Source organism: Candidatus Symbiobacter mobilis CR, assembly GCF_000477435.1.
Classification (GTDB): Bacteria; Pseudomonadota; Gammaproteobacteria; order Burkholderiales; family Burkholderiaceae_C; genus Rhodoferax; species Rhodoferax mobilis.
In genome coordinates, this window is the sequence record NC_022576.1 from 1,814,412 (window position 1) to 1,836,867 (window position 22,456).

Sequence of the window (22,456 nt, forward strand, 5' to 3'; positions counted from 1 at the left end):
TCCCGTGACCAAAGAAAATATCGAGCTATTCAAGGCGTTTCTCTCTGGAGAATTTGCACTCAACGGGTTTCGCAACACCGATTTGCAGCAAAAGATATTTGACACAAAGCCCAAGGACCGCGCTGAAGCCAAACGTCGTATCCATCGCACCAGCAGTCTGATCGCCAAGCTGCGCGGTCATCGCTTGATCAACAAGGTTCAAAACTCACGCCTGTATCAGGTCAGCTTACACGGTGTGCGCACCATGTGGACCGCCGTTCGCTTGCATGATGTTGACTTCCCAGCCGCGATCAATCTGGCATAAACATCCGCGCGGTTGAGACAATTGTTGCGGAGGAATTTCATACGGTGTGTCACGCCAACGAAGGCACTTACGCCACCAGTGAACTTGGCCTGGCGGGCACAGTCATGGACTGTGCAGATGCATCCATGCTGGTCACGGCAGACCGCAACTTTTGCGGCTACGCATTTTGGCAGCGAGCGAAACCTGCCCGATGGCGCCTACTTGAGCCACGTTTACCCCAGCGCCAAAGATCGGCAACACAAGACCAGAGGCATCGAAGTTCGCGTCATTGAATACGCTCTGGAAGAGATAGCTGATGCGGAACCAAACTATCGTTTGATTACGAACTGGCTAGATGAGCAAGAAGCACCTGCAGAAGAACTGACAGCGCTGCACCACCAACGCTGGACGATTGAACAAACGTTTGATGGGATGAAGACCCATTTGGCCGAGCGTGCAGTGACACTGCGCAGCAAGCGACCACAGTTGGTACTGCAAGAGTTGTATGCTTTACTGATTGTTCATGCGGCCATACGACGGATGATGACCCAGGCTGCTGCTGCAAGTGCGCAGGCAGCCCAGGATTTATCATTCTTTATCATTCGTGCATGCTGAGCGTGTACTCAAGCGGCGATTACCCACTTGTGTGGCCATTCCCCCCCCTGTGGAACGCCAATGTTGGCTTGACAGTCTGCTGGCGGAGACAGCCAGGAACGTGCAAACACAAGTCGTGGCAAGGGCAATCCCAGAGGGGTCCAGCGCAAGATGAGCAATTTGAATTTGTGTAAGCGAGGCGACCCGTTGAATCAGCCTTGCAACCCAATTCCAAGGATTATTTGTTTTAATTAGACAGTATTGGGTCTAAACAGTTACATTCAAGCTATTTTTTCAATTCAAAAGTGAACGGCAATTGCGAAAGCAACTAGCTTGGTTGGTGTGGCCCAAACAACGACGCTCCTCATGTATGCACTGCTCATAGGCACGCATGGCGGCATCTCTGCCGGCGCGATCGACGGATTCGCGTACCGAGCTCTCACGCTGACTCTGGTCCAATTGGTCGCTGGCTTTGACGGCCCATACACTCCCAGCGTGACGGGCAATAATGGCTTCATACAATTCTGTAGCTTTGCTTTTTTCGCCATTTCGCATCAACTTTCCAGCCTTTAAATACATGGCCTGGGGGTTTTTACCATTCAGTTCTGCCGCCCAAGCAGCTTTTTGTGCCTTCTCATTTATCACCCGCGCCTTCTCATTTTGTACAGAAATTTCACGCTCTTCGTACGATTCAGAAGGTGTTTGTTTGTCCATTTCACTCGCAATCAGAAACAGACGCCGTTTTTGGAATATTTCCGCCGCTTGGGATGGTTCTATCTTATATTCTTTATATGTTGACCAAGTGCCGTTAGCATTCCTCACGCTTCTCATCTGCCAATAATTATAAAATGAAAAATGCCAAAGTACGGGATTCCCTGATTCAGCGCCGCCAAAATACGAGAACCACCCATCGTTTTCCTTAGAAAAGACAACCTCTTTAGTGAAGGAATTATTTTGGCACTCCACGCGATAGGAAAACCCATTCATAGCGTAAGAAGCCCCAGAGTATGAAAGAACAAATAATGTCAATTTCTTGGCAATCGGATCGTAAATACTAGATATTCCTATATCGTCATTTATGTATATATCGTCGTCGAGCAGAATTTTCTTGCTTTGCCTATTCGGTCGCTCAATTTCTAGGGTGATTGTGGTCTTAAAAAACTTGGTTTTATCTGGATTTTCTGTGTAAACGGATGAGTCAATCTGTCGTAAAACTTCGAAGGTACCGTCATCAATACGACCGGACGATATTGGTGATGCCTCGCCCGCCGGTAAATAAAAAAGATAAAAGACAGCCAATAGGCAAATAGATATTTTCCTAGTCATTTGTTCCTCCATTCAGTGAGTGGTACCCAGCGCAAATTCGACTGCACCGAAATGCAGTCTATCATACGAAACTGTCGTGTACCATGCATTGTTACCGTTTAGATGTAACCCTTTAGACCTATCCCTTTCAAGGTGAGCCTCTTGCAAAACCGCGATTCCGGTGTTTGTCAAGAAAGATGTCCGCTTTTTTCACTCAGGCACTCTCGCTTCTGAGGAGCGCCCGATGTTCTTTGGCTGGATTCAGCCACACCGTTTCAACAGGTGACCAATTCCGCACCGCTCGGCTCTTCCACCGTTGTGGTCTGGCCGCCTTGGCTTGTTCATACACCTTGCTGCGGGTTGCGAGCAGCTCCTGGTCCATCCGCCGGTGCCTTTGCTCTGGCGTGACGAACCGTATCCCGCTGTGCCGGTGTTCGTTGTTGTACCAGGTCACAAATCCCAGTACCCACTCCCGCGCTTGATCCAACGTCTCAAATGGCTTGGCTGGATATTTCGGGCAGTACTTCATCGTCCGAAACAAACTCTCCGAGTACGGGTTGTCATCGCTCACCGATGGGCGGCTGAATGATGGCATCACCCCCAGCTTCTGCAACATACCCAGCATCGTCACTCCTTTCATCGGGCTTCCGTTGTCCGAGTGCAGCACCAGTTGTTCCCGCGTGATCTCATGCACCATGCACGCCTTCTCGATCAGGATCGCAGCGTGCTGTGCCGTTTCCTCACAATGCACTTCCCAGCCCATGATCTTCCGGCTGTATACGTCCACAGCCATGTACAGCCGGTAGAACTCCCCTTTCACCAGTGTCGGCATGTACGTGATGTCCCACGTCCACACACGATTCGGGCTACTTGCCTCCCATGCCTGTGGCCGCTGCGTCTGCTTCGGTGCCCGCGCTCGACCTCGTCGGTTGCACTGCCCTGCTTCCCTCAGCACTCGATAAAACGTCGATTCCGATGCAAGATACCTCCCACGATCCGCCAGTATCGGAACGATCTGCGACGGCGGCAGGCTCCCAAATTCCGCGCTGTTGCACACATCCAGTACCTCCTGCTTCTCCTCTGCCGTCAACGCTTGGGGATGAATGCGCTCCTGCGCCGCTTCCATGCGTCGGTCGCTAAGCACTCCCTCTTTGCGCAACTGTTCCCGCCATCGCCGAAGGGTACGGCACGTTATCTCCAGCACTGCGCAGGCTCGGCTCTCACGTGCTCCTTGCTGGCACGCTTCCTTGATCAGGTCTATGGCCATCTGTTTCAGCTCCGAGGTGATCAGTCTTCCTCTTTGCTGCCCCAAATGGCCTGGACTTTTTTTGACAGCACCAGCAGTGCCGCCGCCTCCGCCAGTGCTTTGTCCTTGCGCTTCAGCTCCTTTTCCAGGTGCCTGACCTTCTTGCGCTCCGCTCCAATATCCCCTGCATTGACAGGGCCTCGCATACTGTCCGCCTCTTCAAACACCTGCTCCCATGCCTGGATGTGTTCGGGGTACAGCCCATTTTGTCGGCAGTACTCGGCCTTCTCCGCCTCGTTCATCGCCACCGTCTTCAGCACCGCAGCCGCCTTCGCTTTCCAGTCCCAGCCTTGCGGGTCTTCTGGTTTCGCGGGTACTACGTGACCCTGTGATCGGTATCGATTCCGCCATGCGTACAAGGTGGGCGTTGAAACGCCCGTCTCTTGGCTGATCTTCGCAATGCTTTGGCTGTTCGGTGGCATCATCTTGCGTGCTATCTGTTCCTGAAATTCCCGGCTGTATCTCGTCATATCGGTGTCCTTCTCCGCCCCCGGGCTACTCAATTTATCGGACATCTACTGTGACATAGGGGGACTGCCAGAGGAAGTCAAAAGACCGCCCCAGGCGGGCGAGCCGGTCTCGTTCCGTCGCCTTGGCAAACAACAGGCGGGCGCTGTCGAAACCGCTGTCCTCGCGCAACAGAACGGGCTGGTCGGCTTTGACCAAACGTTCGATGCGAGGAAACATGCGCTCGTAGAAGTATTCCGTCTTGCTCGCAGAGTGCTGGGAACCAGGCCGCAACTCCAAGCCGATGTTCCAGCCTTCGTTACCGATGTAACCGGCGATCGGGGTATAACCGTCAAACCCCTGGTAGGTGCGTTTCACCTCTTCCTTCTTGGTGCCGCTGTTGTCCATGGCGAAGGTGTCAATGTCGACACAGACAAATCCTTTGTGCGTCGTGATGGGGGCTTCGGTGCGCTCCAGCAGGCGCAGCGACAACTCGTCGGTCAATTCGCGGATCGCGTCGGCCTTGGCATCCAGGCGCTGACGCAGCCAAACGCTGCCGGGAACCTTGGACAGGTTCAGGGCTTCCTTGAAAAAACGGTCATCGCGGAACGATTCGATGGCTTCAAAGTCGCTCTTGCCCAAGCTCAGCAGCCCAACCGCGCTCTTGACGATGTCCGAGGTGCGCATGCCCTGCGACACCGGAATCTTCGGGTCAATCACCGCCTCTACCTGGGCGGCCTGACAGCATTGCCCGATCAGCGCCAGTCCGGAATACGAGGTCAGTTGCAGCTTGCTGGTTTGCTTGACTTCAAATTGCGCCATGTTCGTTTGGGTGAGCCTGAAAATACTGTAATTATCTCATATAATCAATGCGTTACGTGTGCATGGCGGCTGGGTGAACACGGATTCAGGAATAGGCCCTGTCAATAGCTGGACGGGAAACCCTTCGCCTCCAACATCGCGTGGATGCGCGTCACTCTGGATGCAAGCACCGTGTTGTCGTCTGGAGAATCTTACGGCATACAAGATGCAGACTGGGCATGGCGCACCGCTCTCAACGCCACCCCCCAACCATGCACAATCTTCCGATGGTTGCAGTCCACACCCTCTCTTCCTCCCGCCCCGCGCATCCCGTCGTCCTGCTCGTCGACGGTTCGAGCTATCTGTACCGCGCCTACTACGCGATGCCCGACCTGCGGGCGATTCCCGGTGATCCGGCCAGCCCGCCGACGGGTGCGATCTGCGGGATGATCCAGATGCTGCTGCGCCTGCGCAAGGACGTGCCCTGCACCCACGCAGTCTGCATCTTCGATGCCCCCGGGCCGACGTTCCGCGATGCGATCTACCCCGCGTACAAAGCGCAGCGTTCGCCGATGCCTGAAGCCTTGCGCGAGCAGATCGACCCCATCCATGAAGTGGTGGAACTGCTGGGGTGGAAGGTGTTGCAAGTGCCGGGCGTCGAGGCCGACGATGTGATCGGCACACTCGCCGCAGCCGCACAGGGGCGGGGCGCGTGCGAGGGGCATGATGGGCAAGCCAAGCCAGTAGAACGGGAAGGGCGCGATGTGCTCATTAGCAGCTGGGACAAAGATCTGGCGCAACTTGTCGATGAGCACGTCACGATCGTCGATACCCTGCAAGGCAAGCGCCGCGACATCGCCGGGGTCACTGCGGAATTCGGCGTTCCCCCACAGCAGATGCGTGACTACCAAGTGCTCGTCGGCGACGCGGTTGATAACGTCCCCGGCGTTCCCAAGGTCGGCCCCAAAACTGCCGTCAAATGGCTGCGCGAGTACGGCAGCCTGGAAGGCATCCTCGACAACGCCCATGCCATCCCCGGGGCGGTAGGGCAAAACCTGCGCGAGAGCCTGGGGTGGATCCCCACCGCACGGGAGCTGGTCACGATCCGCACGGACTGCGACCTGCGCGAGTGGATTCCGGGCTTCCCCGACCTCGGCGTGCTGGCAGTCAGCCCCGTGCGCATCCCAGAACTGGCGGACTTTGCCCGCCGCTACGGTGTGCGCACGGTGCTGCGCGACCTGCTGGCTCCCTCCCCGGCACGGCGGGGGACTATGGGCGCGGGCAGTGGTGCAGGCATGGGCACAAGCCGGGAACGGGACTTGTTCGACGACGCACCCCCCGCTGGCAACGCCGCATCCGCAGGGGCCAATCCCCAGCCTACCCAGGAACCTTCCCCAGCATCCACGCCAGGCACCCCAGATGCCCCAAATGCTCCAGACAACCGCTACGAGACGATCCTTGACTGGGCCACCTTCGATGCATGGATGGAGCGCATCGCCGCAGCCGACCTCGTCGCCGTCGATACCGAAACGACGTCGCTCGACGCCATGTCCGCACGCCTCGTCGGCATCAGCTTTGCCACAGCCCCAGGCCATGCCGCCTACATCCCGCTGGCGCACCAGCACCCGGACACACCGGCGCAATTGCCGATCGACACCGTGCTACAGCGGCTGCGCGGCTGGCTCGAAGACCCGACGCGCCCCAAACTGGGCCAGCACACCAAGTACGACTGGCACGTCTTCGCCAACCACGGCATCGCAGTGCAAGGCTATGTGCATGACACGATGCTCCAAAGCTACGTGCTCGAAGTCCACGAACCGCACAACCTCGAAAGCCTCGCCCGCAGGCATCTGGACAAGGTGGGCATCTCCTACCAAGAGCTTTGCGGCAAGGGGGCCAGCCAGATCGGCTTCGACCAAGTGGAGCTGACCCGCGCCGCGCAGTACTCGTGTGAAGACAGCGACCTGACGTGGGGCGTACACGCGGTGCTTTGGCCACGCATCCGCGACGACGAACGGCTGCGCGGCATCTACGAACTCGAAATCGCGTCGAGCGAAGCGCTGTGCCGTATCGAACGCAACGGTGTCTGCATCGATGCAGCGCTGCTGGGCAGGCAAAGCGTGGAGCTGGGCGAACGCATCGCGAGCCTGGAGCGCCAGGCGCACGAGCAGGCCGGGCAGGTATTCAATCTGCAAAGCCCCAAGCAGATCGCGGAAATCTTCTTCGTGCGGCTGGGGTTGCCCGTCGTCAAAAAGACGCCGACAGGCACCCCGAGCACCGACGATGAGGTGCTGCACAAACTTGCGCAGGACTATCCGCTGCCCGCGACGATCCTCGAACACCGCAGCCTATCCAAACTCAAGGGAACGTACACGGACAAGCTGCCGACGCTGGTTCGCGCAGACACGGGGCGGGTACACACGCACTACGCGCAGGCAGTGACGGCGACGGGGCGGCTTTCGAGCATCGAGCCGAATCTGCAAAACATCCCTGTGCGCACGCCCGAAGGCCGCCGCATCCGCGAAGCCTTCATCGCCCCGCCGGGGTGTGCCATCGCCAGCGCCGACTACAGCCAGATCGAGCTGCGAATCATGGCGCACCTTAGCGGCGATGCCGCGCTGCTGCTGGCGTTTCACGATGGGATGGACGTCCACCGCGCTACGGCAGCGGAGATTTTTGGCATCGGCACCGCGCAAGTCACCCCCGAACAACGCCGCTGCGCCAAGGTCATCAACTTCGGGCTGATCTACGGGATGGGCGCCTTCGGGCTGGCCAAGTCGCTGGGGATCGACCAGACCGCCGCGCGCAACTACATCGACCGCTATTTCGACCGCTACCCCGGAGTGCGCGCCTACATGGACCACACGCGGGAGCTGGCGCGCAGGCAGGGGTACGTTGAAACCGTCTTCGGGCGCAGGCTCTATCTGCCGGAAATTCACGCACCCCAGGCAGCACGCCGCGCCGCAGCCGAACGCGCCGCAATCAACGCCCCGATGCAGGGAACCGCTGCCGACCTAATCAAACGCAGCATGATCGCAGTGCAGCGCGACATCGACGCGCAACGGCTCGGCACCAAGATCGTCATGCAGGTACACGACGAACTCGTCTTCGAAGTACACGATGCCGAAGTGGCCTGGGTACGCACGGAAGTCCCCCGCCTGATGGCCGCCGTCGCGCAGCTTCAGGTTCCGCTGCTCGCCGAAGTGGGTGTGGGGCGGAATTGGGAAGAGGCGCATTGAGCGGACATCGGTAGCAAAGACACACCATGCATTGCCATCTGATCCTTGCAACGATTTGGAGACCACTCCATGAATATGACCACCCTACAAACCCAAATCCCCGACCAAATCCTCCGGCAAGCCCAACATCTGGTACACCAAGGTTGGATCGCCAATATCGATGAGTTGATCGCCGAAGCCATGCGGCGTTATCTGGAATCGCACCGCGAAGCGGTTGCAGAACAATTCATCAAGGAAGATGTTGATTGGGGCCTGCATGGACAAGAATAGACTTGTCGTTATCGCCGATGCAGGCCCAATCATTCATCTGGACGAATTGGGTTGTCTCGACGTATTGGCCGATTGGGAAAAAGTGTACGTGCCCAATGCCGTTTGGCAGGAAGTCGTCAATCATCAGCCTCGGGCGATGGATGTCTTTTCATCGCTATTCATCCGGCAGAACACAGTCAAGACTTCTCCATTGGTAACGGCGCTGACGCCGCTGTACACACTGCATAGCGGCGAGCAGGAAGCGCTGCATTGGTGTGTAGCAATGGGCAATAGTTTGTTGCTGACCGACGATACCGCTGCACCGTGCTACTCTACACTTCAAATCAACCGGTTGATGATTACCGGTTACGTGCCTTGGTCAATTTTCAACGCGCACGTCTGGTCAAAATTTAACAAGCAGCGACATTAAGCTGTTTAATTAATTCGCATTTGCTTGCACATGCTTAAACTTTCATTGCAAAAGCGTCGGAATGGAGGAGTTTGGTATGCCATTGTTTTTGTGCCAGAGAGAAAGGTATCGTGAAGCACTGAATATCCATGATCCACTGCGCGGTGCATTTCTGCTGAACTACCTTGATCCAGTGCCAACTGGGGCTGTCGCAGGCATCCCGTCGTGGCGTCGTGTCGTGGGAGTAGTCCTATTTCTCTACATGCCGATGATCATCCTGTCGGCGATCCCATCCTTGTTTTCTGGAGGCAAGCTCGTCGGTAAAGGTTCGCTTACCGCTGATATCGGTAACCTTTCTGTATTGCTGTTCCTCATCATTTCGACAAGCCTGCTGCCTATCGGTCGAAGATTGATTGGGATTCTAATTAACGAATTGGAAACAAGGGGTTTGTCGGATTCGACGATCAGAGACTTCAATCCTCAGGATGGGCGCTATGGAATGGTGCTGCGGCGAATTGAGCGCCTGACGCGACTCGAGGGCAAAGGAGGCTTGATCTGGTTTTTGATCATGTTGGTTGACCAAATCGTCGTCTACTTTGCTGTAATCCTAAACGACGCAAACCCCATGTGGCACTCAGCGGCGGCGACCCCGGGCAGCGCCCTCTACATTTTGTCAGTTGGCGAACGACAGCCCAATTTGGCGGGGCTTTGGTCCGTGTTTGTCTGGAGTCCTTGCATACTCTACTTGATGGTTGTGGTGGCGAGGTTGCTGGTCGTTTTCGCATGCTTGTGCTCGCACATTGCACGAAACGAGGGTTTGAATATCTGCCCTCACCATCCAGACCGGACTGGAGGCTTACGACCCATAGGACAAGTTGCGCTCTTCTACTCCCTGTTTACATTCGCACTTGGCGTGGACCTCGCCGGACTTACCCTTGGCGAGTTGGTGATCAATGAGTTGTTTCGATCCGTCGGTCAGCCGCTGACCGCAAACCTATATCTGCTGTTCAGTCTTTGGGCCCTGTACTTCGCTATAGGGACACTGCTCTTTGTGTTGCCCCTGATTCCCATCCGCAAGCGTATGGCCAAGGTAAAGCGAGAATATCTGCTGAAATTATCAAAGCTTATTTCGGTCTCGGCTACTCAACACGTTTCCGAACTTGAGACCAGGACGTTCAACGCTGAAATGCTACAAGGATTGGGGGCTTTGAATGACCTCTACCGCGAAGCACAGGCCATGGCCGTATGGCCCTTTGACACAGTGACCATGCTTCGATATAGCGGATTACTCGGGGCGCCATTCATGCCAGTCGTCGCGGATAGGCTACCGGTGATGATGGCTTGGTTGAGGAACTATCTCGGATTTTGATTAAGGTAGGATGATGTCGGTTGCAAATCATAGAGTCCAACGGATTCAGCGACGATCTGGAAAGGAACCTCAGTCCGTCAGCAGTTCGCGCACCAGTGCGCCCATGCGTTCCGGAAACTCGGATACAGGCACTTCCGCCAGATGGCGCGGATAGTATTCGCGCACGTGCCCCGTACCCTCGCCAATTCCCACGCCGATCAGGTCGATCCCGCTTTCGTTGATCTGGCTTACCGCCAGGCGCAAGTCTTCCTCGTCGGAGTGCCGGCCAGCAGGACCGCCATCGCTCACGACAATCAGCAGATGCCGGGTAGCCTGCAGCGACAGCAGCTGTTCTGCCGCCGCCGTAAGTGCCGGTCCGTCGTCGTTGAACTCTGCGCAATTGTGTCCCCCGGGATTTTCGTCATGGATTTCCAGCTTCATGGCCTCGACACGCTGGCGAACCTCCAGAGTCAGTCCTTCCCCGAAATCGGCCACGGGGATGATCTCATCCTGAAACCCCGCCGCCGCCCAGCGCACATGCGGCATGCGCGAGAGCGTCTCGAGCATGATGATGCTGCCCGCCACCGCGGCATCGTCCTTGCCATCGCGCCCCATGCTGCCCGAGAGGTCGACGAGCAGAAACATAGCCAGGTCGGTGCGGTCCGGCAATCGGGTGCGCTGCCAAAGCCCCACGTATTGGCGCGGGTCGGCTTCGAAGGCCATGGCCTTGCGCATGTCCAGGCGCACCCCGCTGGCATAGCCGCTCTTGACCTGCGGGTGACGCCGTGGTTGCAAGACAGTTTCAATGTCCGTAGTGAGCCGGTCGATCGCGGCAGCGTGTTTTTCCCGAATGGCTTCGTAGCGGGTGGGCGGCGATCTGCTGGGCGGGACCGAGCCGCGCCCTGACCAAGGATCTTCGCTTTCGCCTGCATGACCTGCTGCCGAAGCCATCGGGCGAGGCAAACCGTAAGGTGGTGCCGATGTCTTGTCTTCCCTCAGCGCGTTCAGCAGGCGTTCGGCCACGACCCGGCTGCGGGCGCTCGGAACCGGTCCGCTATCAGTGGCCCTTTCTAGCACGGCCATGACCGTTGTACGGAGGATGTCGTTGGTCAGCGCCACATGCGGCGCTAACGGGTTGCCGAGGATGCGCTCGATCTTGCCGCGCAGTTCAGTATCCCCGTCCAGAACCCGGCCGGCACGATGGACATCAAGCAGGTGGAGCGACAGTGCGGAGGGCAGAATTTCAGATTGGGCGATGTGAAACGCACGCCAGGCGCTGACGTAGATCGCCATCTCCCGATGGTCGGGCGAGATGGACGGATCGTCGAGCCGAGGCCGCACCTCCTGGGCGAAGGCCAGCGCGGAATCGTCCTGCGCGGAGAAATCGGCCAACGGCAGGGTTTGCGCATACTGCTGTCGTGCATGGCGCGTGGCTGCCAGCGCCTGCGCCACCACGCCGGGGTAGGGCGTACCAACCGCCTGCCAGTCGTTGTGATACTCCTCAATGCACCCCAGCACATACAGTGCCGAGTAGGGTGCCCGCGCCAGCGTCTCGCCCGTCAGTTCCGCGCGCTGACTCTGGGCATAGATCTGGTTGATCCATGGCTTCACGCCGGGAAAGCGCTGCGCCATGAAAGTCTCGACGCGCGGGTCCTCGATGGCATTCAGGATAGAGGCAGTAATCGCCCCCGGCCAGCCGGACAAGTCGAAATCCGGATAGCGCGAAATCAGGCAGTGGCCGATCTCGTGGGCGACATAGCCGAAGCAGCGCTCAACGCCGTGTTCAACAATGGAATCGCGGGCAACCTGGAGTACATGGTTCTGAACGTTCCACGCCCAGGAGCTGTCGCTGATCTCGACACGGATGCCGGATTGGTGGGCCAGGCCCGCCGCCAGCGCCAGCAGGCGTTGCGAGGCGGCCTCGATACTCTCGCGCATCATGCCGCCTCGCGATCCGATGCTGCATCTTCATCACCCTGCAACTGCTCGGCGCGGGCCTTCAGCGTCGCCACCAGACGCGCGCGCTGGCTGTGAAGCGCATGGGCTTCCGCCTGCGCGGCACGCTGTTGCGCCTGCACGATCAGCACGGCAGTCAGGCCATTGGCTTCCTGCAAGGCGCGCACGGTTTCGCGGTCGGCCGGGGAATCCATGCGATTCACGTAATAGCGGGTGATGGCTTGCTCGATGGCGTTGCCGAGTGAAAACGCCTCTGCCGCCGTCTTCGCCAACTGGTCGACCAGAAAATCCAGCACCAGAAACAGCCCGCGACGGGTGAAAACATGGCGCTCCTTGCGGCGTGCCCCCAGCTTGGCGGCACTATCTCCATCGCGACCGGAAACACCGATCATCGACATGTGAAAGCGAGCCAGCGACAACAGCGCCCCGTCGATGCCAGGCAATTCTGCCAGCGCGCCATACGGCGGTGTCCCGCACGAATCGCCGCGCACCCAGGCTCCGCCCATCAAGACCGCCGGCTGCTCGCCGGCTACCCAGTAGCGCAACATGGCGAGGTAATCCTGTTCATCTGGCACCGGGCAGAAGCGGTATCCGCCGAAGCGGTCGCGCCAGGCGGGCGAAAGCGTGCTGCGTCCGGCAAACTCGGCCGGGTTCATGGTCGCGAGCACCCGAAAGTCCGCATGCACGTCCTCCCCGGCGAGCAGCGAGCCGTCATGTTCGCTCATCAAGAGCGAAGGGCTGCGCTCCATGATCGGGTTCAGGCGTTCCAGAACCTGGGGTTCGGCCAAATTGACCTCGTCCATCAGCAGCCAATAACCCTGGCGCATGGCCTTGGGCACAGCGCCATCCTCCCAGCGCCAACCGCCGGATTCTGCTGGCACATAGCGGCCGATCAGTTCGCCCGTATCCGTCTGGCCGTTCAGGTTCAAGCGGATGACTGGCTGGTTCAACATCTTGGCCAGATACAGGATGGAACTGGTTTTTGAGGTCGACGTATCGCCCTCCAGCAGTACCGGCTCGCGCAAATGCACGCTCGCCGCCAGATGTTCCAGCGTCGCCAGTGTGGGCGTATCGAGGCAGAAGCTCTTTGTGTCAACGTCGATCAGAAGCGGGTGATCGAGCGGCACATCCGCGCGGCTCGGCAGGCGATACGCACCCAAGCGAACAACATCCCCGCCCACTTCAATGGCCTTGCCCAACTGGACATCGGGTGGCGGCAGAGGAAGCTTGCTGGCAGCCAGAAGCGAAACCGGCTTGGGCTCCGGTTTCTTGCCGGCAACATGACTGGGATGGGTGTCGACCTCCACCCAGATATCGTTGTCGTGATCCGACCAGTCCTTTTCCAGTTTGATGGCAATGCCCTCCTGCCGAAACAGGTTGGCAATCTCCTCCAGCAGATCGCGCGGTGCGCCGCCATAGCGGATCGTTGCGCCGCGCCCCATCTTGATCGACATCGGTGCCGACGTGTCCGTTTGGAATTCATCAAAACCCCAGGTGCGCAAGGTGCCCAACGTCTCTTCCCAGCCTTCCGGCTGCTCGCAGTTGAGCTTGAAGTCATAACCCGCGCCACGGCGATCGGGCAGAGTGCCGGCCAGCGCCGCCCCCATCGGCAGCTTGATGCGGACCACCGCTTCCTTCGCCTCGCCCTTGTGCTCGACGAGCCGATAGCCGGCCGGCAGGGTATTGCCCTGAATGAAGAGACGCAGGGTGTCGCCGATGCGCTGCTTTTGCTGCGGGCAGAGTTCCGCCATCGCCCAGATCACCTGAAACCCGGCGCTGGCTTCCGCAACCGGCAACGGACGCTCCACCACCGTAAAGCCTTGCGTTTGCAACTGCGCTGCCAACGGCGCAACAGCTTCGGCGCAATCCGTCAGCAGCTCGATGTCGAAACGATCCGGCGAGTCGCCCGTGTAGGGACGCAACTGCTGATTGCGCCAGGCCGCGATGGGCAAATGCAGTTCGCACTTGGCCACCACCGGGATATCGAGGTCCTTGCTGGCCTTGATCTTCAGCGGGTGACGGCCAAGATCAACGCCATCGGCCTTCAGGATTTCCAGGATCGCATGCTCCAACGCAACGCGCTCGGCGGCAAACTCGGGGCTGCGCAGCGGCCCCAACCCCAACTGAAAGCGGGACTTGGGCTGCTTGAGTGAAGGCACCACTTTGAAACCGGCCAGTCCTTCAGCTTGCAGGTGGGCCATCACTGTCGGGTCATCACAATGGACGACGACGGGGAAAAGGCGCTTCGCCTGTGCAACCGCACAGGAAGTGCGCAGCACCAGTCCGATTGCATTGTTGCTCACACCGCCGCTCGCCTGGCGCGGTGAGATGTCACGCTGGCGCAGCAGCCAAAGGATGCGGTGGCGGAGAAACAAAGGCACGTCGCTGCCGAAAGAAACAATATCCTGCTCGGGCCAAGCCGGTTCGATCAGCTTCGCCGAAAATCCGATGCGATGAAGTTCGTCGGCTATGTCGGCTGCAACGTCCTGCGCCGCGCAGGCAATGGGGATATCGAAACGGGAAAACGAGACATCGGATTCGAAGCCGAGGCAGAGCAGGGCATCAAGGCCGTTGTCGGCCAGCGTGGCATCGGTGGCGACCGGCGGATCGAAGGGCGCGATTGCCTTACGGATGGCCTGGGTTTCGCCCAACGACAGGCCATCGCGAACCCAGAAATGGTAGCCGCCGGAGGCGTTATCGAGAGAAACCTTGCAGGATGCGGCTTCGAGATTCGCGCCGACTTCGATGGCGAGCGCGTTGTCGCTGCTGACGATTTTGAGTTTCATGTCCATAGAGCCTCTTGCAAAACTTCCTGCCGAAGCGAAGAGCCGACTGCATGTGTCGCCCATAAATTGCGATTTTTTGGAGTCAAAGGGCTGATTCCGGAGTGGAATCGTTCCTGTGTCTATCCTGAAGGTCGGTATTTCATGATTCAGGGCGAACGGAAGCCGACATCTGCGGATGCCGTGGATTCCAAGGCGGGAGAAAGGGGGATCATGATCGCAATCGCATCAATTGGTCGGCGCACAGCGCCAGCACGCCGAACATCAGGTGGCTCATTACTTTGGTAGCGCCCCTGACCATGAGGTGGCTTGCGCCAAACTCGTCCTTGAGGCGAGCGTTGGTGCGCTCTGCAGCGGTACGTTCGTTGTAGCGAATGGCTTCGTGAGGCAAAAACTCGATCTTCTCGCCTCCACGCGGATTGTGGTCAATCAGCGGGACATGGCCCAGATTTCGGCTGTCCTCCCGGAGATCATGGCTGCAATAGGCTGCATCCATCAGATCGTAGAGATTCGTCACCCGCTGGGCGCTGATCCGCGACAAGGGGATGGCTGCACGGCTGTCGTGCATCGAGGCCGAGGACAGCAATGCGGCGATAGGCACGCCACAGTCGGCCGTGTCGAGGTGCAATTTGTAGCCATTCCAACTGACCTTGTAGCCTTGAGCATTGGACTTGGTACCCCGATCACAAGCTGTGGGAATCTCCTCGATCATCTCAGCCAGTGTTTGTATGCGCTGACGCGCTAATGGGGAGATTTTGGCCGTCTGCTGGCGTTCTTCACCACTCTTTGGGCGCCCACGCCGCCGCTTGGGCGCGACCGGCGTATCGCAGACTGTGGCCGTTGGCTGGGATGCTGGTGGAGCGTCGGTCGCTGGGGTGGTTGTGGGAACGGATGACGGCGCTTGTGTTGCCTTGACCGAACAGGGGCGCTCGCGTGCTTCGATGGCTGTGCCATCCCGGCTGATGTGCCCAATCAGCTCCTTGCCGAGGTGTTCTTGGATCAAGGCTTCATGCACTCGCTCGGCCAAACGGGCCTTGGCAAATTCGTCGAAGGCGCGCGAGAAGGTGGCTTCCGAGGGCAGCACTTTTTGGGTCGGACAACCACAGATGCGGCGCAAGGAACGATCCACGGACAGGCGTTCGATCAACCCCACCGTCGTGGTAATCCCCAATACCACCTTGGCGACAAAAGCGTTTGCCAGCCACGAGCGTTCGTGCGGCGGGCGACCGAGACCGCACCACGATGCCCGTACATACTCCTCAAGGCGAACCCACTCCAGGGTATGGATCACTTTCTCCAGTTTGGGTATCAACGGCCCCACCTCATTCCAGAGTTCTGGCAAAAGCTCTTCTTGGACAATGCTCCAACGTTGCATGAGAAGTTCGCGTCGATTACTATTCATTTTGCGGGCGTTCGATGTCGGATTGAAGAACTTCATCTTGCCAGAAATGGCGCGCCCGCACCCGAAATTTTTGCCTCAACCGGCAAAAATTCAGCCTCGGAATGGGGGTTTTGCAAGAGGCTCATCTTTATCGTCTTATCGATGAAGCCGCCGAATCCCACGAGCCCATCGTTATTTCAGGCAAGCGCAGCAGCGCTGTTTTGTTGTCTGCGGAAGATTGGAGCGCGATTCAGGAAACCTTGTATTTGCTCGCCGTTCCAGGCATGCGCGAGTCCATCAAGGCAGGTATGGCAGAGCCACTTGCCCAAAGTGCCAAGGAGCTTACGTGGTGAGTTGGGCACTTGTTTTTGCCAGGCAAGCGCTTCAAGATGCAAAGAAGCTCGCAGCAAGTGACCTCAAGCCCAAAACGCAAGAGTTGCTCACTGTGCTTGCAAAAGATCCATTTCCCAATCCGCCGCCCTTGGAAAAATTGGTCGGTGATCTCGCTGGCGCTTACTCACGGCGCATCAATATTCAGCACCGCATCGTTTACGAAGTCTTTCTCCAAGAAAAAACCGTTCGCGTCTTGCGCATGTGGACGCACTATGAGTAAGAACCTATTTCAGTAAGAAGGCGAGCTAAAGCAGTGTGCATGGCGCTGGAGCGCAGGAACCGGAGTATCAGATTATGAAATTCCTTGATGTCAAAACAGACTATGCGTTCAAGAAAGTTTTCGGTAGCGATAACTCCAAAAACATTCTGTTGAGCTTTCTCAATTCCTTGGACTTGTTTCACGATCAAGGATTCATCGAAGACTTGACTATCGTCGACCCCTACCAGATTCCGCTGATCCAGGGAATGAAAGACACCTTTGTCAATGTCCGGGCCACGTTGTCCAACGGCACGTCGGTCATCATCGAAATGCAGGTATTGAATGTGCCAGGATTTGAACAGCGCGTGCTGTACAACGCCGCAAAGGCGTACTCCACGCAACTGATCAAAGGGGAACATTATCACCTTCTCAATCCTGTGGTCGCCCTGACCATCACGGACTTTGTGATGTTCGAAAATTACAGCGAATATGTGAGCACGTTCCAATTGATTGAAAAAGACCAGCTCGTGCAGTACAACGGCGATATCGAGCTTGTCTTCATCGAACTACCCAAGTTCCACAAAACAGAATCCGAATTGATCGATATCGTGGATAAATGGATTTATTTCATTCAAAACGCAGGCGGCCTGGCTTACATTCCAGAAACACTCGGACAATTGCCTGTATTTTCGCAAGCCTTCACCATTGCCAACGAAGCTGGATTATCCCAAGAAGAACTGGCCATGCAAAGCAAGCGCAAAGATTTCATCATTCTGCAAAAAGACTCCATCGCATTGGCTCATGCGAATGGGATCAGGGAAGGCAAGGTAGAAGGAATCCAGGAAGGGAAAGAAGAAGGGATCAAGATAGGAAAAGAAGAAGGAAAATGGGAAGCGAAGCTCGAAGTCGCGCAACGCTTATTGCAACACGGGATGTCTCTGCAACAAATTACCGAAGTGGTAGGGTTGCCAGTCGAGCAACTTTCCCAATACATGCAGAAGAACGACTAGTTTTTATTTTTTATTTTTTCTGTAATGGATAATCGACCATTACCACCCCATCCACAATCGATGTTGCGATGAACACGCTGCGCCTACACCCCGGAGCCGTGGGTTAACGCTGTGCGCACCTGTCGTCGCCGGGAAAGTAGCAGCGCTGGGCATCCAACCTGATGCAAAACTAGGGATTGCTGATCCCTATCGAAAAAGGCTCTGCATTCGAGGAAGAGCATGCCCAGAATCTTCGACAACAATTGGAGACCACTCGATGAACATGACCGCCCTGATCGAAAAATTGCAGGCCCTGCCGGAAAACAAGCAAGCCGAGGTCTGGGACTTCGTCGATTACTTGGCTAGCCGGTTTGGCACACCGAGTGCGCCGGAGCAGGCCGCATCGGGTGACCAGAACTTTTCGATCATGTCGATGTCGCAGGCCCTTCGTGGCCTACAAGACGAGCCTGATCTTTATCGTCGACGGATCTGAAGGAACGGTGGCAATGAAGCAGGCAGGCCTCATTGCCCTCGTACCCTACCCTTTTACCGATCTCAGTGGTGCCAAACTGCGCCCAGTCTTGTTGCTGCGCAAGGCTTCGCACCGTTACGACGACTGGCTGGTCTGCATGGTCTCGTCGCAACTCGATCAGGCCGAAACAGGCCAAGGATGAGGGAGCGTGACCCGTTGCCTGCATCCCCTGCGTATGGAAACTTCAAGGCGTTTGCCGACACCCGGCGCATTCACACCATCCACGCATCTCCCCACAATAACCGGCTCCCGATTGCCATGCACTGCCACTTGATCCTTGCCCGCGCACGCAACGGTGTAATCGGCCGCCATGGCGCGTTGCCGTGGCACTTGCCGCAAGACTTGGCGCACTTCCGCCGCACCACCTGGGGCGCGCACGTGCTGATGGGCAGGACGACGTGGGAAGGGCTGCCAGAACGATACCGGCCCTTGCCGGGAAGACAGAACGTCGTGCTGACGCGGCAAGCCGATTGGCAAGCCCCCGGCGCGCTCGTCGCGCATTCGCTGGAAGAAGCGCTGGCCCTCGGTGCCGACGACGGCATCGCCTGGGTCATCGGCGGCGCGCAAACCTACGCGCTGGCGTTACCCCTGGCGGAAGAAGCCGTGATCACCGAGATCGACGCGGACTACGATGGGGATGCGTATGCCCCCGAATTCGACCCGGCGCAGTGGGTAGAAGTCTCACGGGATGCGCATTGCACGCCGGAAGGGCTGCGGTTTGCTTTGGTGCGATGGGGGCGATTGGCGCAGAACTGTTGTGGATCCGCTCGACGAACCACAGAAGAATCGACATGACGGTGAAATTCCACGGATACATCTTTCTTTTTGAATGCAAGGTCATCAAGTTCCCCCCATGAGTGCATGGAAGGTAACGCGGATCGTACATGGTAATGTAGAAAGTAGAGAATGACCACTCGCCGCAAACTGCCCATTGGCATCCAGAATCTTCGTGAAATTCGCGAAGAGGGCTACTACTATGTGGACAAAAGCCGCCATGCCCTGCAGTTGATTGAACACGGAAAGTATTATTTCCTCTCCCGCCCGCGCAGATTTGGCAAAAGCCTGTTTTTGGATACCCTCAAGGAACTATTTGAGGGGAATGCCAGTTTGTTCACAGGTTTGGCCGCCGAAAACCGCTGGGACTGGTCCAAAAAATACCCCGTCATCCGCATCAGCTTTGGTGGCGGTGTTTTGGGGTCGGTGACACGTCTGGAACAATCCATCGACGAACAACTCGGCACGTTAGAAAAACAATACGATTTGCCTGCCGAGTACCCGGATGTATTTAGTCGATTCAAACGGCTTATACATCGTTTGGTAACAAGCACCCACCAACGGGTCGTCATTCTGGTTGACGAATACGACAAACCGATTCTAGATCGAATCGAGGAACCCCAAACTGCTGCGCAAATCCGGGAAGTCCTCAAAGACTTGTACTCGGTCATCAAAGACAGCGATGCCTACATCAAATTCGCTTTCCTCACCGGCGTTTCCAAATTCAGCAAAGTCAGCCTGTTTTCCGGGCTGAACAACCTCCAAGACATCACACTCGATGCCCGCTATAGCGACATCTGCGGGTACACCGAAACGGATATCGACTCCACCTTTTCCCCAGAATTGTTTGATCTGGATCGCCAAAGGATCAAAGACTGGTACAACGGCTACAACTGGCTGGGAACTTCCGTCTACAACCCTTTCGACATCCTGCTGCTCTTTGATACCCGCTCCTTCCGCGCCCATTGGTTTGAAACCGGAACGCCGACCTTCCTCATCAAGCTCCTGCAACAACGACAAACCTTTACCCCAGACCTGGGGCGGAGCATTGCATCGGATACCCTGCTTTCCACCTTCGACGTGGATACCATCCCCACAGAAACCCTGATGTTCCAGACGGGTTATCTGACGATTGCCAGCGTTGACCACATACCGGGGCTGATGGAACTCACCCTCAAATACCCCAACTTAGAAGTGCAGGCGAGCCTCAACAACTGCCTGCTCGAAAGCCTGACAAACAGCCGAACAACACCGATACGGCATATCAGCAAACTCTACAAACTCCTGTCGATTCCCGACTTTGCAGGACTTCAAGGCCTGTTTCAATCCTTCTATGCCAGCATTGCGAACGACTGGTACAGAAAAAACGAAATGAGCACGTATGAAGGCTACTATGTCAGCATCTTCTACAGCTACTTTGCTGCATTGGGACTAGACATCCATGTCGAAGACCCGACGAACCACGGCAGAATCGACATGACGGTGAAATTCCACGGACACATCTTTCTTTTTGAATTCAAAGTCGTCGAAATGGAGCCAGAAGGCAAAGCGCTGGAACAACTCCAGAAAATGGGATACGCAGAAAAGTACCGGAGCACCGGCCAACCGATACACCTGATTGGCGTGGAATTCAGCAAAAAAACGCGGAATATCGTGGGGTTTGCGGTGGACAGTCTGGGGTGAATAGAGAAGGGTGGTGGAAATGCTTACCGGCTTGAGCATACTCTGAAAATAGGTTTTGCATCAAGACAGCGAATACATCCAAGATGCAATGGGTTGTTGCTGGTTATCAGAGCCTATGGAGAAGCTACGAATAGTAAAGTATTGCTCGGCCATATATGCTTTCAGTGAAGTCAATATCCTGATTTCATAAAAAGGCAAGGCGGATTCATTATGGTAATATGGAGGGACAAGAATGACTACTCGTAAAAAACTGCCCATTGGCATTCAGACCTTCGAAAAAATCCGCCAAAGCAATGTGTATTACGTGGACAAAACACGCTTTGCGGTAGATTTGGTCGAACACGGAAGCTACTACTTCCTCTCCCGCCCGCGCAGATTTGGCAAAAGCCTGTTTTTGGATACCCTCAAGGAATTGTTTGAGGGCAATGCTGCTTTATTCACAGGTTTGGCCGCCGAAAACCGCTGGGACTGGTCCACAAAATACCCCGTCATCCGCTTCAGCTTTGGTGGCGGCGTTTTGGGGTCGGTCGCCGATGCGCAATCAAGCATCAACCAGCAACTCAGCTTCATGGAAGAAGCTTTTTCCTTGCCAACCAGGTATCCTGACTTGCGCGGCAGGTTCAAGGATTTGATCGTCCGCATTGCCGACAGCACCCACCAACGGGTCGTCATTCTGGTTGACGAATACGACAAACCGATTCTAGATCGAATCGAGGAACCCCAAACGGCTGCGCAAATCCGGGAAGTCCTCAAAGACTTGTACTCGGTCATCAAAGACAGCGATGCCTACATCAAATTCGCTTTCCTCACCGGCGTTTCCAAATTCAGCAAAGTCAGCCTGTTTTCCGGGCTGAACAACCTCCAAGACATCACGCTTGATGCCCGCTATAGTGACATTTGCGGGTACACCGAAACGGATATCGACTCCACCTTTTCCCCAGAATTGTTTGATCTGGATCGCCAAAGGATCAAAGACTGGTACAACGGCTACAACTGGCTGGGAACTTCCGTCTACAACCCTTTCGACATCCTGCTGCTCTTTGATACCCGCTCCTTCCGCGCCCATTGGTTTGAAACCGGAACGCCGACCTTCCTCATCAAGCTCCTGCAACAACGACAAACCTTTACCCCAGACCTGGGGCGGAGCATTGCATCGGATACCCTGCTTTCCACCTTCGACGTGGATACCATTCCTACAGAAACCCTGATGTTCCAGACAGGTTATCTGACGATTGCCAGCGTTGACCACATACCGGGGCTGATGGAACTCACCCTCAAATACCCCAACTTGGAAGTGCAGGCGAGCCTCAACAACTGCCTGCTCGAAAGCCTGACAAATAGCCGAACGACACCGATACGGCATATCAGCAAACTCTACAAACTCCTGTCGATTCCCGACTTTGCAGGACTTCAAGGCCTGTTTCAATCCTTCTATGCCAGCATTGCGAACGACTGGTACAGAAAAAACGAAATGAGCACGTATGAAGGCTACTATGTCAGCATCTTCTACAGCTACTTTGCTGCATTGGGACTAGACATCCATGTTGAAGACCCGACGAACCACGGCAGAATCGACATGACGGTGAAATTCCACGGACACATCTTTCTTTTTGAATTCAAAGTCGTCGAAATGGAGCCAGAAGGCAAAGCGCTGGAACAACTCCAAAAAATGGGGTACGCAGAAAAGTACCGGAGCACCGGCCAACCGATACACCTGATTGGCGTGGAATTCAGCAAAAAAACGCGGAATATCGTGGGGTTTGCGGTGGCGTAGCCCCTACTGGA

General features: G+C 56.5%; 19 protein-coding genes and 1 pseudogene. 14 read left to right on the forward strand and 6 right to left on the reverse strand.

Annotated features, from left to right (window positions below):
* Positions 1-4: 4 nt before the first annotated feature.
* Both CENROD_RS07450 and CENROD_RS07455 read left to right on the forward strand, forming a co-directional pair.
* On the forward strand, positions 5-304 hold the full coding sequence (locus CENROD_RS07450; RefSeq protein WP_041193392.1) for a hypothetical protein: 300 nt from the start codon (positions 5-7) through the stop codon (positions 302-304).
* A 201-nt stretch (positions 305-505) separates the two neighbouring features.
* Complete coding sequence (locus CENROD_RS07455) at positions 506-898, forward strand: transposase (RefSeq protein WP_187292285.1); 393 nt, start codon at positions 506-508, stop codon at positions 896-898.
* Positions 899-1,171: 273 nt separating this feature from the next.
* Here the strand turns inward: CENROD_RS07455 and CENROD_RS07460 are convergent, their stop codons facing one another.
* The 3 genes and pseudogenes from CENROD_RS07460 to CENROD_RS07475 form a co-directional block, all read right to left on the reverse strand.
* On the reverse strand, positions 1,172-2,203 hold the full coding sequence (locus CENROD_RS07460; protein ID WP_022773751.1) for an outer membrane protein assembly factor BamD: 1,032 nt from the start codon (positions 2,201-2,203) through the stop codon (positions 1,172-1,174).
* A gap of 193 nt (positions 2,204-2,396) precedes the next feature.
* Positions 2,397-3,958, reverse strand: a protein-coding gene (locus tag CENROD_RS07465; RefSeq protein WP_420795902.1) for an IS3 family transposase whose coding sequence is annotated in 2 segments (ribosomal slippage) — positions 2,397-3,505 and positions 3,505-3,958 — 1,563 coding nt in all. Because the reading frame shifts where the segments join, the coding sequence is not laid out codon by codon here.
* 70 nt (positions 3,959-4,028) lie between these two features.
* Positions 4,029-4,757: pseudogene (locus CENROD_RS07475) on the reverse strand (transposase); the annotation flags it as partial.
* Between the two features lie 266 nt (positions 4,758-5,023).
* On the opposite strand from CENROD_RS07475, the gene polA reads away from it, so the two are divergent.
* The 4 genes from polA (at position 5,024) to CENROD_RS07495 (ending at position 10,002) form a co-directional block, all read left to right on the forward strand.
* Positions 5,024-7,975, forward strand: coding sequence for a DNA polymerase I (polA, locus tag CENROD_RS07480; RefSeq protein ID WP_022773761.1), 2,952 nt, complete (start codon positions 5,024-5,026; stop codon positions 7,973-7,975).
* Between the two features lie 69 nt (positions 7,976-8,044).
* The gene (locus CENROD_RS07485; protein ID WP_022773765.1) at positions 8,045-8,245 is read left to right on the forward strand and encodes a ribbon-helix-helix domain-containing protein; all 201 of its coding nucleotides are present in this window, start codon (positions 8,045-8,047) and stop codon (positions 8,243-8,245) included.
* On the forward strand, positions 8,232-8,654 hold the full coding sequence (locus CENROD_RS07490) for a PIN domain-containing protein (protein WP_022773769.1): 423 nt from the start codon (positions 8,232-8,234) through the stop codon (positions 8,652-8,654). The genes CENROD_RS07485 and CENROD_RS07490 overlap by 14 nt, the downstream gene beginning before the upstream one ends.
* A gap of 76 nt (positions 8,655-8,730) precedes the next feature.
* Positions 8,731-10,002 (forward strand): hypothetical protein, encoded by a 1,272-nt coding sequence (locus CENROD_RS07495; RefSeq protein WP_022773773.1) that lies wholly within the window; start codon positions 8,731-8,733, stop codon positions 10,000-10,002.
* A 69-nt stretch (positions 10,003-10,071) separates the two neighbouring features.
* On the opposite strand, the gene CENROD_RS07500 is transcribed toward CENROD_RS07495, so the two are convergent.
* From CENROD_RS07500 to CENROD_RS07515, 3 genes are all read right to left on the reverse strand, one after another.
* Positions 10,072-11,922 (reverse strand): vWA domain-containing protein, encoded by a 1,851-nt coding sequence (locus CENROD_RS07500; protein ID WP_022773777.1) that lies wholly within the window; start codon positions 11,920-11,922, stop codon positions 10,072-10,074.
* A complete protein-coding gene (locus tag CENROD_RS12500; protein WP_022773781.1) occupies positions 11,919-14,723 on the reverse strand; it encodes an AAA family ATPase in 2,805 nt (934 codons plus the stop codon). Before CENROD_RS12500 ends, CENROD_RS07500 begins: the two co-directional genes overlap by 4 nt.
* A gap of 208 nt (positions 14,724-14,931) precedes the next feature.
* A complete protein-coding gene (locus tag CENROD_RS07515; protein WP_041194319.1) occupies positions 14,932-16,122 on the reverse strand; it encodes an IS1182 family transposase in 1,191 nt (396 codons plus the stop codon).
* A gap of 101 nt (positions 16,123-16,223) precedes the next feature.
* Between CENROD_RS07515 and CENROD_RS07520 the strand changes: the two genes are divergently transcribed.
* The 8 genes from CENROD_RS07520 (at position 16,224) to CENROD_RS07555 (ending at position 22,445) form a co-directional block, all read left to right on the forward strand.
* Entirely contained in the window at positions 16,224-16,454 is a 231-nt protein-coding gene (locus tag CENROD_RS07520; RefSeq protein WP_022773788.1) for a type II toxin-antitoxin system Phd/YefM family antitoxin, read from the forward strand.
* Positions 16,451-16,714, forward strand: a complete 264-nt coding sequence (locus CENROD_RS07525; protein WP_022773792.1) for a Txe/YoeB family addiction module toxin — start codon at positions 16,451-16,453, stop codon at positions 16,712-16,714. The genes CENROD_RS07520 and CENROD_RS07525 overlap by 4 nt, the downstream gene beginning before the upstream one ends.
* 74 nt (positions 16,715-16,788) lie before the next feature.
* Positions 16,789-17,703 (forward strand): Rpn family recombination-promoting nuclease/putative transposase, encoded by a 915-nt coding sequence (locus CENROD_RS07530; protein ID WP_022773796.1) that lies wholly within the window; start codon positions 16,789-16,791, stop codon positions 17,701-17,703.
* Between the two features lie 256 nt (positions 17,704-17,959).
* Entirely contained in the window at positions 17,960-18,175 is a 216-nt protein-coding gene (locus CENROD_RS07535; protein ID WP_022773800.1) for a DUF2281 domain-containing protein, read from the forward strand.
* A 13-nt stretch (positions 18,176-18,188) separates the two neighbouring features.
* Positions 18,189-18,356, forward strand: a complete 168-nt coding sequence (locus CENROD_RS07540; RefSeq protein WP_022773804.1) for a hypothetical protein — start codon at positions 18,189-18,191, stop codon at positions 18,354-18,356.
* 116 nt (positions 18,357-18,472) lie between these two features.
* A complete protein-coding gene (locus CENROD_RS07545) occupies positions 18,473-19,009 on the forward strand; it encodes a dihydrofolate reductase (RefSeq protein WP_051360438.1) in 537 nt (178 codons plus the stop codon).
* A 111-nt stretch (positions 19,010-19,120) separates the two neighbouring features.
* The gene (locus CENROD_RS07550; RefSeq protein ID WP_022773809.1) at positions 19,121-20,671 is read left to right on the forward strand and encodes an ATP-binding protein; all 1,551 of its coding nucleotides are present in this window, start codon (positions 19,121-19,123) and stop codon (positions 20,669-20,671) included.
* A 232-nt stretch (positions 20,672-20,903) separates the two neighbouring features.
* Entirely contained in the window at positions 20,904-22,445 is a 1,542-nt protein-coding gene (locus tag CENROD_RS07555) for an ATP-binding protein (RefSeq protein ID WP_041193400.1), read from the forward strand.
* Positions 22,446-22,456: the final 11 nt, after the last annotated feature.

Bases quoted from the DNA above. Each gene is read 5' to 3' on its own strand.
- CENROD_RS07460 (WP_022773751.1), bottom strand. From the start codon at position 2,203: ATGACTAGGAAAATATCTATTTGCCTATTGGCTGTCTTTTATCTTTTT.
- polA (WP_022773761.1), top strand. From the start codon at position 5,024: ATGGTTGCAGTCCACACCCTCTCTTCCTCCCGCCCCGCGCATCCCGTC.
- CENROD_RS07485 (WP_022773765.1), top strand. From the start codon at position 8,045: ATGAATATGACCACCCTACAAACCCAAATCCCCGACCAAATCCTCCGG.
- CENROD_RS07490 (WP_022773769.1), top strand. From the start codon at position 8,232: ATGGACAAGAATAGACTTGTCGTTATCGCCGATGCAGGCCCAATCATT.
- CENROD_RS07495 (WP_022773773.1), top strand. From the start codon at position 8,731: ATGCCATTGTTTTTGTGCCAGAGAGAAAGGTATCGTGAAGCACTGAAT.
- CENROD_RS07500 (WP_022773777.1), bottom strand. From the start codon at position 11,922: ATGATGCGCGAGAGTATCGAGGCCGCCTCGCAACGCCTGCTGGCGCTG.
- CENROD_RS12500 (WP_022773781.1), bottom strand. From the start codon at position 14,723: ATGAAACTCAAAATCGTCAGCAGCGACAACGCGCTCGCCATCGAAGTC.
- CENROD_RS07515 (WP_041194319.1), bottom strand. From the start codon at position 16,122: ATGAATAGTAATCGACGCGAACTTCTCATGCAACGTTGGAGCATTGTC.
- CENROD_RS07520 (WP_022773788.1), top strand. From the start codon at position 16,224: ATGGGGGTTTTGCAAGAGGCTCATCTTTATCGTCTTATCGATGAAGCC.
- CENROD_RS07530 (WP_022773796.1), top strand. From the start codon at position 16,789: ATGAAATTCCTTGATGTCAAAACAGACTATGCGTTCAAGAAAGTTTTC.
- CENROD_RS07535 (WP_022773800.1), top strand. From the start codon at position 17,960: ATGAACATGACCGCCCTGATCGAAAAATTGCAGGCCCTGCCGGAAAAC.
- CENROD_RS07540 (WP_022773804.1), top strand. From the start codon at position 18,189: ATGAAGCAGGCAGGCCTCATTGCCCTCGTACCCTACCCTTTTACCGAT.
- CENROD_RS07545 (WP_051360438.1), top strand. From the start codon at position 18,473: ATGCACTGCCACTTGATCCTTGCCCGCGCACGCAACGGTGTAATCGGC.
- CENROD_RS07550 (WP_022773809.1), top strand. From the start codon at position 19,121: ATGACCACTCGCCGCAAACTGCCCATTGGCATCCAGAATCTTCGTGAA.
- CENROD_RS07555 (WP_041193400.1), top strand. From the start codon at position 20,904: ATGACTACTCGTAAAAAACTGCCCATTGGCATTCAGACCTTCGAAAAA.